The sequence below is a fragment of the Nocardia sp. CWNU-33 genome, assembly GCF_046764895.1.
Lineage (GTDB): Bacteria > Actinomycetota > Actinomycetes > Mycobacteriales > Mycobacteriaceae > Nocardia.
In genome coordinates this window covers 204191-221336 of record NZ_JBKOQN010000002.1, presented here as the reverse complement: position 1 = coordinate 221336, position 17146 = coordinate 204191, and the positions used below count along the sequence as shown (strand labels likewise).

Sequence of the window (17146 nt, the reverse complement as noted above, 5' to 3'; positions counted from 1 at the left end):
TTACTTCTGGCGCAGTGTTTTCATGACCCCGAAGTAGAGCGTCATCGTCTTCGCCCACAACTCTTCGGACATGCCGGACAGCGGCGCGATGGGCAGCACCCGCTGCACGGCGATGGTTTGGGTATCGATGTACTTCAGCAAGCCCTCCGGGCCGTGCCTGCGGCCGGTCCCGGAGATACCGAGCCCGCCCGAAGGTGCATCAGCGCTGCCCCATGCCGCGATGAAACCTTCGTTGACATTCACCGATCCGGCATTGATGCGCGCGGCCACCTGTCGGCCGCGGGCGGCGTCCCTGGTCCAAACGCTGGCGTTGAGACCGTAGGCGGTGTCGTTGGCCTGCTCGATGGCCTCGTCGTCACTGCCGACCCGATAGATGGAGACGACGGGGCCGAAGGTCTCCTCGCGGTACACGGTCATGCCGGGGCGGACATCGGCGAGCACGGTCGGCTCGTAGAAGTAAGGGCCGAGATCCGGCCGCGCGCGGCCACCTGCCAGCACCGTCGCGCCCTTGGCCACCGCATCATCGACGTGCACGCTGACGGTGTCCAATTGACGCTGGAAGGTCAAGGAGCCCATGTCGCTGCCGAAGTCCAGTTCCGCGCCGAGCTCGAGCGCGCGGACGTGCTCGACGAACTCCGTCACGAATTGGTCGTAGACCTTGTCGTGCACGTAGATTCGCTCCATTGATTCACACAGCTGCCCCGCCGAGGCGAAGCAGGCGCGAATCGCGATCTTGGCGGCCCGGGAGACATCGGCGTCGGCGAGCACCAGCAGCGGGTTCTTGCCGCCGAGCTCGAGGGAGTATCCGATCAGCCGTTCACCCGCCTGCTTGGCGATGGTGCGTCCGGTCGCACTGGAACCGGTGTAATCGACGTAGTCGGCGCGTGCGATCACCTCGCCGCCGATCACGGAGCCACGGCCGAGCACAGCTTGCCAGAGCCCGCGCGGCAGACCGGCCCGCTCGGCGGCGTCGATGGCCCACAGCGCGGTGAGCGCGGTCTGGTTGTCCGGACGCGCGACCACGGCATTACCCGCGACGAGGGCGGGGAGTGCATCGGATGCGGCCAAGGCCAAGGGATAGTTCCAAGGCGAGATCACCGCGACAACGCCCTTGGGGCGGTGCCGCACATCGACCTGCGTCAGGACCGGAAGCACACCGCGCGGCTTGCGGTTGGCCAGCAGCTTCGCGGCCACCGACGCGTAATACCGGGCGTTCACCGCGACGTCACCGACCTCGTCGAAGGCATGCGCACGAGACTTGCCCGCCTCCGTCTGCACGATATCGAGGATGGTGCTCTGCTCGGCAAGCACGATGTCGTGGAATCGGCGCAGTACCGCGATCCGCTCGCGCACCGGACGCTGCGCCCACCCTCGCTGGGCCTCACGGGCCGTCGCGAACGCGGTCTCGATGTCGGCGGTGGAGGACTGCGGCAGATCGGCGATCTTGCGGCCGGTGGCGGGTGCGAACACCTCGACCGAGGGCGCACCGCCCGCGACAGCACGTGCGAGCAATGGCTGTACCAGCGACTCCGGCAGCGCATCGGCGGGAGCCAGCTGTGGGGCGGTCGTCATTGTCGGCCCTCTCATGGGACGGTCGGAGGCGGCGAATCACCTGCACGCATTAAATGAACACTAGTGTTAGATTAATAGGTATGCAGTGTCCCGTGTCAAGCTCTCCGGTGTGGACCACAGGCATCTCCGGCTCGCCCATGTGAGGCATCACCATGTCCACTGACGCCGCGGCCGCACGGCGAGGCCGACCACCGCAGACCCAGGAGCAGGCCGAGGAGGTCCGCGCGCGGATCGTGCTCGCGACTGCGGAAGTGTTCACCCGCAACGGTTCGCGTGGTCTGAGCGTCGCCCAGATAATCGAGCAGGCAGGTCTGGCTCGTCCCACCTTCTATCGCTACTTCGGCAACGCGACCGAACCACTGCACGTGCTGCTCGACGCCTCCAACGACGGCCTGGTCGGTGGCATCCGCACCGCATTGAGCGACACCGACAAACCTGTCGAGCTCGGTATCCGACTCATCGACGCCTATCTCGACTGGGCCAACGACCACGGTGCGATGCTGCGCCCGCTCTTCGCGGAACTGCACGACCCGGCCTCACCGGTATCGGCCTATCGGGAGCGCGCCCTCGACGACATTCGTGCTCTCGTCGCCGAGAAATTCACCGAACTCGGACGCCCCGTCCCGACCCCGCTCGACCTCGATGCCGCACTGCACGTCTGCGAATATGTCGTCTACCGCATCTCCTCCGGGGCCGCTCCCGGCACCGAACCCGATTCGGAAACCGTTGCCGCCGCACGCCTTACGATGATCCGCGTCCTGCTCACCACGCTCGGCACCCGCGTCGATCTCGAATATGCGATGGAGCTGCCCGGCATATTCCCGCCCGTGCCATGACCGAGTCACGACGCCACGGCCCCTGGAACCACAATCGGATCGATATCGATGTCCCGCACAACAGGCGGCACGCACACTGCGGCACCGACACGCAGCTCTTCGAAATAAGAGGCGGGCGACAGCTACAACAGTGCCTGCCCCTCGCGGTGCGACACCCGCCCCATAGCGGGTACGCCACCAGCCGCGTCGTCGCTAGCGCGGCACCGGGCTCGGCTGCCGCCGCTCGACCTGCCGCTGTTCCACCCGATTGAGCAGGGCACGAACCCGCTCGTCGTCGGCGAGCAATTGATCGAGCACGACATTGACCGCACCGCGGAGCAAGGCGTACGGCTCCCACTGGGCGGGGGCCAGCGTCCGCGGGGCCCGGCGAGCAATACCCTGTGCGATGGATTCGGCCGCGTCGCTGACGGAAATTCGACGATTGAGCGGCCACGGCAGCAGTGCCGCGACCTCCTCGCCGAGCTCATCGTCGTCGAGCGTGCCACGGGTCATGGCGGTATCGACGATGCCGAAGTAGGCGACGCCCGCGGTGGCGCCCACCGCGGCCAATTCCACCCGCAGCGCGCGGCCGAGCTGCTCGACCGCGGCCTTGCTCACCATGTACGGTGATCCCGCCATGCCCGGCGCGAATGCCGCGGCCGAGGACACCACCACGACATGACCGCCGACCGCGACGACGTCGTCGAGCGCAGGATGCACCGTATTGAAGACCCCGGTGAGGTTGATGCCGATGACCCGGTCGAAATCGGCGGGTTTCATCGTCCTGATGGTCGCCGGTTCCGGGGCCACTCCAGCATTGGCGACCACGACGTCGATGCGACCGAACCGTTCGCGGACCCGGGAGACGGCCTCCCGCATGCCGATTCGATCGGAGACGTCGGCGCGCACCACCAGCGCCCGCTCCCCCATCGATCGGGCGACCCGCGCTGCGGCGTTCTGATCGATGTCGATCAGCGCGACGAATGCGCCCGTGCGATAGAGCTTTTCGGCAAGGGCCCGCCCGATACCGGCGCCGGCGCCGGTGATCATGACTACCCGATCACGCACATTCAGCTCGGCGACCGGGCTGGTCGAGAACGCCACCAATTGACGGGCAAGACCCAACACGAAACTACTCATCAAACCCCCGCCTCATACGACTCAACGCCGAATTCCCTTCTCGGCTGGCCTCATTGCCCGCCGAGCTCACGGATGCGGCCGGTTGCGGATCCCGTCCCGGCCGACCAGTCGAACCGGTTTACATCTCCAGTGCGAGTTCGCTACCGCGCGCACGTGATACGCAGGTCAGCATCGCATTGTTGCGTTCGCCGTCGAGCAGGAGCCGGTCGCGGTGGTCGACCTCGCCGGCGAGCACCCCCGTCCGGCAGGTTCCGCAGAAACCCTGTTGGCAGGAGTACGCGACACCGGGCAGCACCCGCCGGATCGCCGCGAGCGTGGATTCGTCGGCGGCAACGTCGAGGTGAATCCCGCTGCGCCGCAACCACAGATGAAACGGATCGCCGTCGCGGACCGGAATCGCGGAGAACCGCTCGGTGTGCAGCGACGCGGACGGATCGTGCAGCGACAACACCTCACGCGCTGCCTCGGCCAACGCAGGCGGACCACAGACATAGACCGAGGCGCCGGTGGGCGTCTGCTCGAAAATCATCCGCGGGTTCGGCACTCCGAACTCGTCGTCCGGCCTCACCACCACGTCACCGCCGGTGAGCTGCGCCAACTCGCACAGGAACGGCATCCGCGAACGGGACCGACCCAGGTACATCAGCCGCCACGGGGTGCCTGCACGCTCGGCAGCGGTCACCATCGGCAGGATCGCCGTGATCCCGATGCCACCGGCGACGAACAGGTACTCCGAGGCCGCGACGAGCGGGAACGCATTGCGCGGACCACGCACCGACAGCCGGTCACCAGCGCGCAGGCGCTCATGGATCTCCCGGGAGCCGCCTTCGCCATTCGCCATGTAGCGCACCGCAATCCGATACGAACCTCGATCGGCGGGGTCACCGGTGAGCGAGTACTGCCGCTGTCGCCCCGAAGGCAGGAACACATCGATGTGGGCGCCCGGTGTCCACATGGGCAGCGGCCCGCCGTCCGGGTCACGCAGCGTCACGCTGACCACTCCGTCGGCTTCCTGCTCGATCCGATCGATCATCACATCGAAGTCGAACCCGGCGTGCCGCACCGGCTGGGGCCGGGAAAGCAGCTGCGCGGCTTCACCTTCCGCGAAGACGCGCCGATACGCGTCGACCGCCGACGCCAGCATCCGCAGGCCGGTGCCCGGTCGGAACTGGGCACCCAACTGCGCGGTCATGCGCCCGCCGCCCGCGCCGCGGGCGACTGTGCGAGGTAGCGCAGCGCGTTGTCCATCGGGCCGAGCTGTGAGGGGTGGAAGCCGGGCTCGAGGTAGCGCGGGATCTCGGTGAAGAAGGTGGTGAAGTTCGGTACGACGCCGCGCAGCGACGCGCTGGCCAGCTGTAGCGGCCAGAATCTCCCCTTGTTCCGCGAAGGGTCGCGCCGAAACAGGTAGCCGCTCGAAATGACGAACAGCGCAAGCAATCCCGTGCTCGCGATGATCGCCTGCCGCGCTTTGCGGGCATATCCGCCGTCGACGTACATGTACGCGTCGTAGACCACACTGCGATGCTCGACCTCTTCGGCGCCGTGCCAGCGGATGAGATCCAGCATCGCCGGATGCATCCCTTTGGCCTCGAGTTTGTCGTTGGTCAGCAGCCATTCCCCGATGACGGCGGTGTAATGCTCCATCCCTGCGAACAACGCCAGTCGCTCACACAGCCATTCGCGCTTGGCGCGGCCGGCCAGCCCATGATCGCCGAGCAACCGATCGACCAGCCAGCCGACCCGTTCCACCATCGGTGCGACATCGAGGCCGAGCCGCTCGAGCTGGTTGCGCGCCTTCTCGTGCGAGCTCGCGTGCATCGTCTCCTGGCCGATGAAACCGCGGACCTCCTCGCGTAATCGCTCGTCATCGATCAGCGGTAAGGCTTCGGCCAGCGCCTGCGCCATCGCGCGCTCGCCCTCGGGCAATACCAGGTGCATCACGTTGATGATGTGCGTCGCCATGACCTCGCCGGGGATGTAGTGCATCGGCACCGTGTCGAAATCGAAGTCGACGTCCCGCGCGTTGATGGCGTGCGCCTGATCGGCGTAGACAGAGCTCATCTGGGTGGTCCTCACGTCTCGGTCCTGCAAAACCGCACTATTAATGTATTTCTGCCATCAAGTGATGTCAACATCACATGATGTCAACTTCTCGCTCGTGCGAGGATCGACTCATGGACGACGAATCCGACGGATCGATACCGGGCATGCGCCGCTGGCGCGGCCGCCCGCCCGCCGACCGGATCGCCGCGCGCCGCGAGCAGCTCATCGAGGCCGCCATCGAGCTGATGGCGTCCGTCGGCGCATCGGAGACCTCCATGCGCGGCGTCTGCAGGCAGGCCGGGTTGACCGAGCGCTACTTCTACGAGAGCTTCCCCAACCTCGACACCCTCTTCACCACCGCGCTCGAGACAGTGGTCGTCGGCGCCCGCGACCGACTACTCGCCGCGTTGGCCACCGCACCGCCCGAACCCGAAAAGCTATTCCGCCACGCCATTTCGGCGTTTACCGACTACCTGATGGAAGATCGGCGACGCGGTCGGATCATGTTCGTCGAATCGCAGGCCAGGCGGGTGCTCGGCGAGCGAGGCAACGAGCTGATCGAGCAGTTCACCACCCCGATCGCCTGGACGATCGGACCGGGCACCGACGGACAGCCCGCGCCGGATTCCTTGGACAATGCCCTGAACTCGAACGCCATCTTCGGAGCGATGGCCTACATGTACCGCCCATGGCTGGACGGGACCATCGACATGCCGCAGAAACGGTTCGACGACCATGCGACCAGCGTGATTCGCAACATCGCTGCCGCCAGATCCTCGACCGCGGTGTCCGATCCCTCCGCGAACTGACCCGACTACCCCTCGGCCGACACCACATCCAGCCGCTGCGCCCTGGCAAAGCTCATGGCGCTGTCGGTGATCTTGCCGTGCCGAAGGGCAACCAGGTCACGCAGATAGTTCATCCGGAGCCGCCACGGCGCCCGGGTCCCTTGGATCGGAAACTGGCTTGCCGCACGCTGCACATAGCCTGGGTTGAAGTTCACGAACAGCGGTGCGGCGCCGACCGACGGATCGCGCACCGGCGTACACCTCGTGTAGCCGCGGGTGTCCATGTGACGTAGTAGGCGTACGACGTATTCACAGACCAGGTCCGCCTTGAGCGTCCACGAGGCATTGGTGTAGCCGATGATGTAGGCGAAGTTCGGCACATCCGACAGCATCATCGCTTTGTAGGCCATGTGGTCCGACAGCGTCAGCGGGCGGCCGTCCACCACCAGATCCATCCCGCCGAAGGCAAGCAAATTGAGCCCGGTCGCGGTGATGACGATGTCGGCGTCCAGGGTCGCGCCCGAGGCGAGCGTCAGGCCGGTCTCGGTGAAGGTGTCGACCCGATCGGTGACGACGTCGAGCTCACCCTTGCGGATGGCACGGAAGAAATCGCCGTTGGGAGCCAGGCACAGTCGTTGATCCCACGGGTTGTAGCTCGGGGTGAAGTGGGTGTCGATGTCGTAACCTGGGGGCAGCCAACGTTGCTGCCACCCTCGGATCCTTTTGCGCATGGCCTTCGGATATCGTTGGCACAGTTGATAAATCGCCGTCGACAACGCGATGTTCTTGCCGCGCGCGACCGCATAGGCGGCACGGGCGGGCAGGTATTTGCGCACCCGGACGGCCAGATCGTCGCGTGCGGGCGCGGAGAGGATGTAGCTCGGCGAGCGCTGCAGCATGGTCACATGCGCGCCCTGCGCGGTGAGCGCGGGAGCGAGGGTGACGGCGGTGGCGCCGCTGCCGATCAGCACGATCCGCTTGCCTGCCACATCGAGCGTGTCGGGCCAGTGCTGCGGGTGGACGACCGGGCCCGCGAAGCGTTCGACGCCCGCGAAATCCGGCGTGTAGGCCTCGTCGTAGCGGTAGTAGCCGGAGCAGCACATCAGGAACCCGGCGGTGAACGTGACGATTTCCCGGGTGTCGGTGCGTTCGGCCTGCACAGTCCAGTGGTTGTCGGTCGAGGACCATTCGGCGCGGACCGCCCGATGACCGAACCTGATGTGCCGATCGATTCCGGCCTCCGCGGCGGTGTCGCGCACATAGTGGAGGATGTCGTCGCCGTCGGCGATCGCCTGCTCTCCCAGCCACGGCCGGAACCGGTAGCCGAGGGTGTACATATCCGAATCGGAGCGAATTCCTGGATAGCGGAACAGATCCCAGGTGCCGCCGATCGCGTCACGGCTCTCCAGGACGGTGTAGGTCCGTCGCGGAAATGCCCGCTGCAGGTGGTGAGCTGCACCGATGCCGGACAACCCGGCACCGACAATGAGCACATCGACGTGCTCGCCCGCGATCGTCATGGATCTCGTCCTCCGTCATCGGCGGTTCCGGCGCTACGCCCCGGCGCGCGCCGACAGTATTTCCAGCCTACGGCTGGACCGGTATTTTCGGATCAGTCGGCCCTGGGCGGAAACTCCCGTCGTCCCAGACTCACTCCAGAAAGCAGTGGCGCCGAAGCACAAGGGTGCCACTGCGCTTTTGCGCGCATGCGAGGGGGTCGGAGTTGGGTCCAGCAGGACCGCCTGCGCCGGCACGGCGACGGGTTGGCTTCGGCCACAACGTAGTTGATGATTGAACAGCTGGGCAGTCGACCGAAACCGATCGGTCCGAATGTCGAGAACCCGTAGTGAAGTCACTCACAGTCGCCCCGTTACCACTCCCGCCGGACACCGCGAACACCCGACGAAACAGGCATTAGCCATCCGTTCGCCACGAAGTCCGGAGCGGAGCGAAATTCGCCCGATGGGTCAGCACACGCAGGCTCGAATGGCGCGACGATCACCACGGTTCGCCATAGCCAGTTGATCGAAATTTGATGATACTTCAGGGTACAGATACTCTCAAAAGTCAACTGTCCCAGAAGGATTCACACACAGTGCATATACCCATTGGTAGTTACCGTCGGGTAATGTTCCGCAGCACCGAAGATCAGAGAAGATCCGGAACGTATCTGTCAACGATTTCCAGGAGCGCAAGTGTCGCATTCTCGGTTCGAATCCATCGGCGCGTATCTCCCTTCGAATATCGTCACAACCAAGGAGCTGATCTCACGACTGAGGGAGCCACCTTCGTTCGATCTCGAAAAAATCACGGGAGTCAAAGAACGTCGTGTGCACGACACTCGACCGGAGAGCTACGAGGACTCCTTCACCATTGCCCTCAATGCCGTGGAAGACTGTCTTTCCAGGTCACAGTACTCTGCAGCGGACCTCGACATCATCATCTCGACGTCGATCACCCGTAGCAAGAACGCCACACGCATGTACATGGAGCCATCGTTCGCCTCGGCGATAGGCAAGCGAATCGGTGCGAAGAAAGCAATTACTTTCGACGTTTCCAATGCCTGTGCGGGAATGCTCACCGGAACCTACATACTCGATCGAATGATCCGTTCCGGTGCCGTCCGCAATGGCATGGTGGTAAGCGGCGAGGCGATTACTCCTATCTCCGATACTGCGGTCGCCGAGATTTCCGAGAAATACGATCTGCAGTTCGCCTCGCTCTCGGTCGGCGATTCCGGCGCCGCCATTGTGCTGGACCAGGCGGTCGACGACGCCGACAAGATCCACTACATCGAGCTGATGACGGCCTCGGAGTACTCACATCTATGCCTCGGCATGCCGAGCGACAAGAGCCAGGGTGTCGCCCTGTACACCGACAACCGCAAGATGCACAACGAGGATCGGTTCCTGCTCGGCACCGACAGCCAGCGCAACTACCTCGAATCGCAGGGCCGCACCTTCGCCGACGAGAACTTCGACTACGTCATCCACCATCAGTTCGGCGCTGCCGCGATTCCGTGGATGAACGCGATCTGCGAGCGCGAGTTCGGGCACCCGATGCCACCGGATCTGCGGGTCATCGAGAAGTACGGAAACACTTCCACCACTTCGCACTTCATCGTGCTGCACGACCAGCTGAGCGAGCAGAACATCCCGGCGGGCACGAAGCTGCTGATGTTCCCCGCTGCCTCCGGCATCGTGACCGGCTTCCTGTCCACCACCATCTCCTCCTTGAAGGTCTGAGGTCAGCCATGGGCGTGCGTATCAAATCCACCGGAATCAGCCGGGCGGCCGACACCCACAGCATTGTGGAGAACAGCGGCCGCGCCGCGAGGCAGAGTCTCGAGCGGGTGGGGGTTCGGCCCGATCAGGTCGACGTGCTCATCAATGCCGGCATTTTCCGTGACTCCAACACCGTGGAACCGGCGGTCTCCGCGTTGATCCAGAAGGCCGCAGGCATCGGCCTGGAATACGGCAAAGACGATCCGCGGACATTCTCCTTCGACCTGATGAACGGTGCCGTCGGCGTGCTCAACGCCGTCCAGGTGGCGAGCTCCATCCTGGAGTCCGGCAGCGCCGAACACGTGCTGATCGTCTCGGGCGACACGCATCCGTCTCAGACCAGGTCGATCGCCGACGACGAATTCCCCTACGCCACCGCAGGCGCGGCGCTGCTGCTCGAGCACACCGACGAGCCCGACGGGTTCGGCCCTGTGCACACCGCCATGGGTGCGGGCGCCCCGGCCGTCGAGGCCTATGTGGACACCGCGACCATGGGCTCGGTCGGCCGCGGCCTGATGACGGTTGTGCGGGAGGAAGGTTTCGAGGATCGACTGCTCGAGACGGCATTGGAGGCCGCGCGGTCCGCGTTGACCGAGGCCGGGCTCACCGATCTTTCCGACATGGCACTCATCGCATCGACGCCGAGCGCGACTTTCCCGCTGCGCATCGCCGAAGACCTCGGTATCACGGCGGATTCCGTGCGGAGACCAGATCTCACCGATGGTGACCCGCATACCGCGGCACTACCGCTGGCCTACGATAAGGCCGTCGCCGAGGACGCGCTGCGCGGATATACGTATCTGTTGTTCGTTGCGGCGGGCGCAGGCCCATCGGCAGCAGCGACGCTGTACCGGTTGCCCGCGCTGGTGGGGGCGCCCGCGTGACAATGGCGACCTATTGGGAAGCCATCGACCGATTCCGTGCGTTTGCGCGCACGGAACCGGATCGTCAAGCGGTGATCTACCCCGACGGGCAGAATCCCGATGGCTTGCCCGCCTATCGGCACCTCACCTACCGGGAGCTCGACGACTGGTCCGACGCGATCGCCGAACGGCTGACCGTGGCGGGTGTCACGCACGGCACCCACACCATCGTGCTGGTGCTACCGAGTCCCGAGTTGTACGCGATCCTGTTCGGACTGTTGAAGATCGGTGCAGTCCCGGTGGTGATCGATCCCGGCATGGGTGTGCGAAAGATGTTGCGGTGCTTGCGCGCGGTCGACGCCGAGGCGTTCATCGGCATTCCGCAGGCACAGGCCTTGCGCGTGTTGTTCCGGCGCAGCTTCCGGCGGGTGCGTACCACCCTGACCGTCGGCAAGCGCTGGTTCTGGGGCGGCCCGACGTTGCGGGACTGGGAGCGCAGGCCCACCGGGGTCGCGCAGCCGCGCACACCCGCTGCTGCCGATGAAGTGCTGGTCATCGGATTCACCACCGGCAGTACGGGTCCGGCCAAAGCAGTCGAACTCACGCACGGCAACCTGGCCTCGATGATCGAGCAGGTGGACGCGGCACGCGGCCACATCGCGCCGGACACCTCACTGATCACCCTGCCGCTGGTCGGCATTCTCGATCTGCTGCTCGGATCCCGTTGTGTCCTACCGCCACTCATCCCGAGCAAGGTCGGTTCGACCGATCCGGCCCAGGTGGTCGACGCGATCGCGAAGTTCGGGGTGCGGACCATGTTCGCCTCCCCGGCCCTACTCATCCCGCTGCTGCGATATCTCGAGGAACACGCGGTCGAGCTGCCGACCTTGGGCAGCATCTATTCCGGCGGCGCTCCGGTGCCCGACTGGTGCATTGCCGGGCTGCGGAAGGTGTTGCGCGAGGACGTCCTGGTCTATGCGGGCTACGGGTCCACCGAGGCGCTGCCCATGTCCACCATCGAATCCAGGGAACTGTTCGACGGCCTCGTCGCTCGCGCCCATCGCGGTGCAGGCACCTGCATCGGCAGGCCGGCCGACCGGGTGAACGCACGATTGGTCGCCATCACCGATGCACCGATTCCGACTTGGGCTCGGGTCGAGGAGCTGGCCGGTGAGCTCGAAACCTCCCGAGGCATCGGTGAGCTCGTCGTCTCCGGCCCGAATGTCAGCACGCACTATTACTGGCCGGAGTCGGCCAACGCCGCGGGCAAGATCGTCGATGGCGCCGTGATCTGGCACCGCACCGGGGATTTGGCCTGGATCGATGACCACGGGCGAATCTGGTTCTGCGGACGCAAGAGCCAACGCGTGGTCACCGCGAACGGGCCGATGTTCACCGTTCAGGTCGAGCAGATCTTCAACACCGTTGTGGGCGTGGCCCGGACAGCTCTGGTCGGCGTCGGCGAGTCCGGCGCACAACGGCCGGTGCTGTGTGTCGAAACGACGCCGGGCACCGATGCGGTATCGGTTGCCTCGGAGTTGCGGATGTTGGCCGCGGAGTCCGAACTCACCCGGGATATCGCCGATTTCCTAGTGCACCCGGGGTTCCCGGTCGACATTCGCCACAACGCGAAGATCGGGCGCGAGCAGCTGGCGGCCTGGGCGGCCGAGAAGGTGGGATCCCGATGAAAACCATGATGTTGCGGTCGATTCCGGTGCTCGGCTGGCTGTACCTCGCCGCCGGCGTCGTGGCGGCGGCCACCGACAGGGCACCACGCAACCGGCTGCTGCGGGCCGCGTGGTGGGTCGATCTGTTTCTCAGTGTCGTGGTGCACGCGGCGCAGATTCCGGCGGCGCTGCGGGCGGCAGCGGGTTCGGACCGATCCGCAGTGGAGACCGCGGTGCTGACCCAGATCTTCGGAATGACGTGGTGGGCGACGCAGGAGGTGATGCAGTGAAAGTACTGGTGACCGGCGCGTCCGGATTTCTCGGTGGTGCGCTGGTACGCAGGCTGGTCGAGGACGGTGCGCACGATGTAGCGATTCTGGCGCGACGCACCAGCAATCTGGCCGATCTCGGCGAAGCCCGCACCGAGGTAGAGGTGATCCTCGGCGACCTCGGCGACAAGGCCTCACTGATCCGAGCGACCAGCGGCGTCGATGTCGTGTTCCACAGTGCCGCACGGGTCGACGAGCGTGGCACCCGGGACCAGTTCTGGGACGAGAACGTTCGGGCCACCGAGCGGCTGCTCGATTCGGCGCGACGTGGCGGAGCCTCGCGGTTCGTGTTCATCTCCAGCCCGAGCGCAATGATGGACTACCACGGCGGCGACCTGATCGATGTCGACGAGTCGTTGCCCTATCCTCGGCGTTATCTGAACCTGTATTCGGAGACGAAGGCCGCGGCCGAACGTGCGGTGTTGGCTGCCGACACACCGGGTTTCCGCACGTGCGCACTGCGCCCGCGGGCGATCTGGGGAGCAGGTGACCGGTCGGGTCCGATCGTGCGGTTGTTGAGCCGTACCGCAATGGGCACACTGCCCGATCTCTCGTACGGCCGCGCTGTATTCGCCTCGCTGTGTCATGTCGACAATATCGTCGATGCCTGTATCAAGGCCGCCGAGTCGGATGCGGTCGGCGGCAAGGCGTACTTCATCGCCGACACCGAGCAGACCAATGTGTGGGAGTTCCTCGGGTCCGTTGCAACGGATCTCGGCTATCGGCCGCCTACGCGGCGACCGAACCCGCGCGTACTCGCGGCCTTAGTGAACGTGATCGAGACCGTCTGGCGCATTCCGGCCGTCGCGACCCGGTGGTCGCCGCCGTTGTCGCGCTACGCCGTCGCGTTGATGACCCGCTCGGCGACCTACGACACCAGCGCCGCGGCACGCGATTTCGGCTACCGGCCGATCGTGGACCGCGACACCGGACTCACCGGGTTCCTCGCCTGGCTCGAAACTCGAGGTGGGGTCGTCGAACTCACCAGAACATTGCGATAGCGTCGCGAACTTTGTCGTCAATGGAGGCAATCATGGGCAACGACAGCGTCTTCCGCCGGCCGATCTCTCCCACCGAGCGGATGTACTTCCCGATGCGGCAATTGGCACCGCCGTTCCTCATGCAGGCGATGATCCACGGGGAAGGGACCATCGACCGAGAGGCCCTGCGCCAGGCAGTGGCCGTGGCCTCCGATGCATGCCCCGGCGCGCGGTTGCGGCGCATGGGCGGCGAGTGGGTCGACAGCGGCATCGCTCCGGCGGTGCGGGTCGTGGACGGCCATACCGTTCAGTACCCCGACCTAGAAACCGATCACGTGCTCACCAGCCCGATCGGGCCCTCTCTCGGAGCAACGGCCGAGGTGGTGCTGCTGACGGCCGAGCCGGTCACACTGCTATTCCGCGCCTTCCACGGGGTCATGGACGGCATGGGCATGGTGCTCTGGATGACCAACGTGCTCAAAGTACTGCGCGGCGAGACACCGGACGCAATGCCGGACCCCGTCGCCGACTACCAGCTGGTAGCCCGGATCGGGACGCCGCCGGGCAAGGCGACACTGCCGCTGCCGAAGTATCGGAGCGCGGTCGGGCGCGGCCGCCAGGAACCGGACCGACCACGACATCTGCTGCGACACCGGACGATCGACGCGACCGGGTCGGGTGGCGTCGCACGCGTCGCGGCCATCCTGGCGGAACAGACCGAGGGCCCTTCCCGAATCATGATGCCGGTCGATCTGCGCAGGCACGATCCGCAACTGCGCTCCACCGCGAACCTGGCGCTGCCGCTGTTCCTGGATCTCGAACCCGGCCAGGACTGGACCGTGGCCAAGGCGCAGATCAAGGCCGGTCTTGCCCAACGGCGCGAATTGAACCAGATGGACAACAGCGGTCTGGTGCGGATACCGGACCTCGTCGGCCGGGCGATCCTGCGCACCACGAACTGGCTCGGTTCCCGGTACGGCCGAAATCTGGCCTCCGCCATAGTCTCTCATGTCGGCGCGTTCGACCTCGACGCCGTCTCGCCACCGGGTTTCCGGCCGACGACCATTCGCGTGGTGCCGCAGCACAGCGTCGCGATGCCATTGCTGTTCGGTCTCGTGGCATCCGGTGGCAAGACCGAACTGTCGGTGTCGTGCCGCAACGGCGTCGGCATCGAGGCCCGGCTCGAGGCACTCCTCGACCACATTGTCGCCCGGCTCGAGCAAGAGCTACCGGTCAGGGAAAAGCTGTGATCACCTCGGCTCGCTTCATCATCGCGCGTCCACGCGCGGTGCTCGCCATCGTCGTCGGGGCAACGCTGCTGTTCGGTGTGCTCGGCACGGGCGCGTCCGACAAGGTCAGCGCGGGCGGACTCACCGACCCGACCAGCGAATCAGCGCTGGTCGATCAGGTGGTTCGCGAACATTTCGGACCGCAGAACCCCGACGTCGTCGCGCTCTACACCGCACCGGAGGGCCAGACCCTCGACGACATCGGCCAGCGCATCCAGGAGGCGCTCGGCCGGATCGATCCGACGCTACTGGAGCGCCCGATCCAGTCCTACTGGAACAGCGTGCCACCGCGCAAAGGGTTCCTGCGCTCCGCCGACGGCAGCAAGGCGCTGGCCGTGGTGTTCACCGCCGGCAACGAAACCCGGCGCGTCCACGCCTACCCCGATATCGAAGCGGGACTGCAGGTTCCTGGGATCCATACCCAACTGTCGGGCTACAGCGCGTTGGCGACCGAAATCAATGGCCAGTCGCAGCACGATCTGGTGGTGGCCGAATCAATTTCGCTACCGATCACGCTGCTGATCCTTGTCCTGCTTTTCGGTGGTGCGGTGGCCGCATCGCTTCCGGTGACCGTCGGGCTGCTCGCGGTACTCGGCTCGATGGGCGCGATTCGTGTGCTCGGCGAGGTCACCGAGGTCAGCACGTTCGCGGTCAATATCGCGTCGCTGCTCGGGCTCGGCATGGCGATCGACTACGGGCTGTTCATGGTGACCCGGTTCCGTGAGGAAGTCGCGGAGGGACACACCGTCGCCGCAGCGATCGAAAGGACCTGCGCCACAGCCGGTCGCACTGTCGCCTTCTCCGCCCTGCTGCTGATCTGTGCCTTCGCAGGCACCTTCATTTATCCCCAGGCGGTGCTGCGGTCGCTCGGATTCGGCGCTATCGCGGCCGTCACACTCGCGGCGGGCTTGTCGCTCACGGTGCTGCCCGCGATGCTGGCGCTGTTCGGCGCTCGGATCGGGCAGACCACACCCGAGCAGCGGACCGAACGATTCTGGGGTCGCGTCGTGGACGGTGTGCTGCGGCGGCCCGGTCTTGTCGCGGTCGCCGTCGGCGCCGTGCTGCTGGTGCTCGCGGTGCCGTTGACGGGAGTGCGGCTCGGCGACATCGATCAGCGTGCCCTGCCTCCAAACAATGAAATGCGCAGTGTGGTAGAAGAACTCACCGCAAAGTTCCCGGCGGCGAGCAGTGGCGTCACCGCGGTGCTGCGCGGTCGGGACGGGACTGCGCCGAACGCGGCGGCGGTCGATGCGGCCACCCATGACATCGGCGCGGTGGACGGTGTCGGTCAGGTGTTCCAGGTCGGGCGCGCCGAAGACTTCGTCGTCCTGCACGCTTTCCTGTCCGCCGCAGATCGCAGTGAAGCCGCCGCCGCGACCGTCGAAGCCATACGTAACCTGAATCCCCCAGCGGCGACCACACTTCGCGTCGGTGGCGATACCGCGGCGACTGTCGACAGCGTCGATTCGATCGTGGCAAGGATGCCGTGGATGATCCTGATCATGGTGGCAGCCACTGTGCTGCTGTTGTCGGCCGCGTTCCGCTCGATCGTGCTGCCGTTCAAGGCGGTCGTCATGGCATTTCTCAGCCTCGCCGCAACATTCGGCGTGCTCACCTGGATCTTCTACGACGGCAACCTCGCCGACGTGCTCGACATCAGTCCCGGCCCACTCGCAGCCGGCATGCTGGTGTTGATCATCGCCGTGGTCTTCGGATTGTCCACCGACTATGAGGTTTTCCTGCTCTCCCGCATGGTGGAGGCACACCATGCGGGCGCCGACACCGCCGCCGCCGTTCGCATCGGCACGGTCAAGACCGCCAGGGTGATCACCGCGGCCGCCACCTTGCTCATCCTCGTCACCGGCGCGTTCACCCTCTCGCCACTGACACCGATGCGCTTCCTCGGGCTCGGCATGATCATCGCGCTGATCGTGGACGCAACCCTGGTCCGGATGCTGCTGGTCCCGGCGCTGGTCAAGCTGATGGGTCGCGCGAATTGGTGGATGCCCGGAGCGGGTGGACCACCTCGACCGAGCACCATGGTCACCGAACATGTCGAGCAGCCCACGCCCACGCTGTCCTGATGGCCACTCCAACATCGGGTCATACCAGCGCGGCGAGCACCTGGGTGAGGTGCTCACGTGCCGGGCCACGCACCACGAATCGGGTGAATACCCGGCGCTGTCGGGAGCTCGATGACCAACTCATCGAGCATGCTGAATAGGACATACGGCGTAGTCGCCCACGGCAACCGCGCCTCCAGGAACCGGTAAGTGGTTCCGCCGGGGGCGAATTCGCCGATCGCCCGCAGCCGCCACTTGTCTGTTTTGCGCCACTCGAGCCGGTGATTTCTGTGCTTCGATGGAACCGGCTCGC

General features: G+C 65.6%; 14 protein-coding genes. 9 read left to right on the top strand and 5 right to left on the bottom strand.

Features of this window, described 5'->3' with window-relative positions:
- Entirely contained in the window at window positions 1–1572 is a 1572-nt protein-coding gene (locus tag ACLMAL_RS03260) for a succinic semialdehyde dehydrogenase (RefSeq protein WP_411997699.1), read from the bottom strand.
- 152 nt (window positions 1573–1724) lie between these two features.
- Here ACLMAL_RS03260 and ACLMAL_RS03255 point away from each other — a divergent pair, with 152 nt between their 5' ends.
- Window positions 1725–2408, top strand: a complete 684-nt coding sequence (locus ACLMAL_RS03255) for a TetR/AcrR family transcriptional regulator (protein ID WP_411997698.1) — start codon at window positions 1725–1727, stop codon at window positions 2406–2408.
- A gap of 192 nt (window positions 2409–2600) precedes the next feature.
- Here the strand turns inward: ACLMAL_RS03255 and ACLMAL_RS03250 are convergent, their stop codons facing one another.
- From ACLMAL_RS03250 to ACLMAL_RS03240, 3 genes are all read right to left on the bottom strand, one after another.
- Window positions 2601–3527: a short-chain dehydrogenase/reductase gene (locus ACLMAL_RS03250; RefSeq protein ID WP_411997697.1), complete on the bottom strand. Its 927-nt coding sequence runs from the start codon at window positions 3525–3527 to the stop codon at window positions 2601–2603.
- Window positions 3528–3645: 118 nt separating this feature from the next.
- Window positions 3646–4719, bottom strand: a complete 1074-nt coding sequence (locus tag ACLMAL_RS03245; RefSeq protein ID WP_411997696.1) for a PDR/VanB family oxidoreductase — start codon at window positions 4717–4719, stop codon at window positions 3646–3648.
- On the bottom strand, window positions 4716–5588 hold the full coding sequence (locus ACLMAL_RS03240) for a metal-dependent hydrolase (protein ID WP_328400238.1): 873 nt from the start codon (window positions 5586–5588) through the stop codon (window positions 4716–4718). The genes ACLMAL_RS03245 and ACLMAL_RS03240 overlap by 4 nt, the downstream gene beginning before the upstream one ends.
- A gap of 113 nt (window positions 5589–5701) precedes the next feature.
- Between ACLMAL_RS03240 and ACLMAL_RS03235 the strand changes: the two genes are divergently transcribed.
- Window positions 5702–6379, top strand: a complete 678-nt coding sequence (locus ACLMAL_RS03235; RefSeq protein ID WP_411997695.1) for a TetR/AcrR family transcriptional regulator — start codon at window positions 5702–5704, stop codon at window positions 6377–6379.
- Window positions 6380–6384: 5 nt separating this feature from the next.
- On the opposite strand, the gene ACLMAL_RS03230 is transcribed toward ACLMAL_RS03235, so the two are convergent.
- The gene (locus ACLMAL_RS03230; RefSeq protein WP_411997694.1) at window positions 6385–7878 is read right to left on the bottom strand and encodes a flavin-containing monooxygenase; all 1494 of its coding nucleotides are present in this window, start codon (window positions 7876–7878) and stop codon (window positions 6385–6387) included.
- 675 nt (window positions 7879–8553) lie between these two features.
- Between ACLMAL_RS03230 and ACLMAL_RS03225 the strand changes: the two genes are divergently transcribed.
- The 7 genes from ACLMAL_RS03225 to ACLMAL_RS03195 are packed head-to-tail and all read left to right on the top strand — an operon-like array spanning window position 8554 to window position 16854.
- Window positions 8554–9603: a 3-oxoacyl-ACP synthase III family protein gene (locus ACLMAL_RS03225; RefSeq protein WP_328400232.1), complete on the top strand. Its 1050-nt coding sequence runs from the start codon at window positions 8554–8556 to the stop codon at window positions 9601–9603.
- Window positions 9604–9611: 8 nt separating this feature from the next.
- Window positions 9612–10526 (top strand): hypothetical protein, encoded by a 915-nt coding sequence (locus tag ACLMAL_RS03220; RefSeq protein WP_411997693.1) that lies wholly within the window; start codon window positions 9612–9614, stop codon window positions 10524–10526.
- Between the two features lie 2 nt (window positions 10527–10528).
- The gene (locus tag ACLMAL_RS03215) at window positions 10529–12193 is read left to right on the top strand and encodes a fatty acid CoA ligase family protein (protein ID WP_411997890.1); all 1665 of its coding nucleotides are present in this window, start codon (window positions 10529–10531) and stop codon (window positions 12191–12193) included.
- On the top strand, window positions 12190–12462 hold the full coding sequence (locus ACLMAL_RS03210) for a hypothetical protein (protein ID WP_411997692.1): 273 nt from the start codon (window positions 12190–12192) through the stop codon (window positions 12460–12462). The genes ACLMAL_RS03215 and ACLMAL_RS03210 overlap by 4 nt, the downstream gene beginning before the upstream one ends.
- On the top strand, window positions 12459–13502 hold the full coding sequence (locus ACLMAL_RS03205; protein ID WP_411997691.1) for an NAD-dependent epimerase/dehydratase family protein: 1044 nt from the start codon (window positions 12459–12461) through the stop codon (window positions 13500–13502). Before ACLMAL_RS03210 ends, ACLMAL_RS03205 begins: the two co-directional genes overlap by 4 nt.
- A gap of 32 nt (window positions 13503–13534) precedes the next feature.
- The gene (locus tag ACLMAL_RS03200; protein ID WP_411997690.1) at window positions 13535–14731 is read left to right on the top strand and encodes a peptide synthetase; all 1197 of its coding nucleotides are present in this window, start codon (window positions 13535–13537) and stop codon (window positions 14729–14731) included.
- On the top strand, window positions 14728–16854 hold the full coding sequence (locus tag ACLMAL_RS03195; RefSeq protein ID WP_411997689.1) for an MMPL family transporter: 2127 nt from the start codon (window positions 14728–14730) through the stop codon (window positions 16852–16854). Before ACLMAL_RS03200 ends, ACLMAL_RS03195 begins: the two co-directional genes overlap by 4 nt.
- Window positions 16855–17146 lie beyond the last annotated feature (292 nt).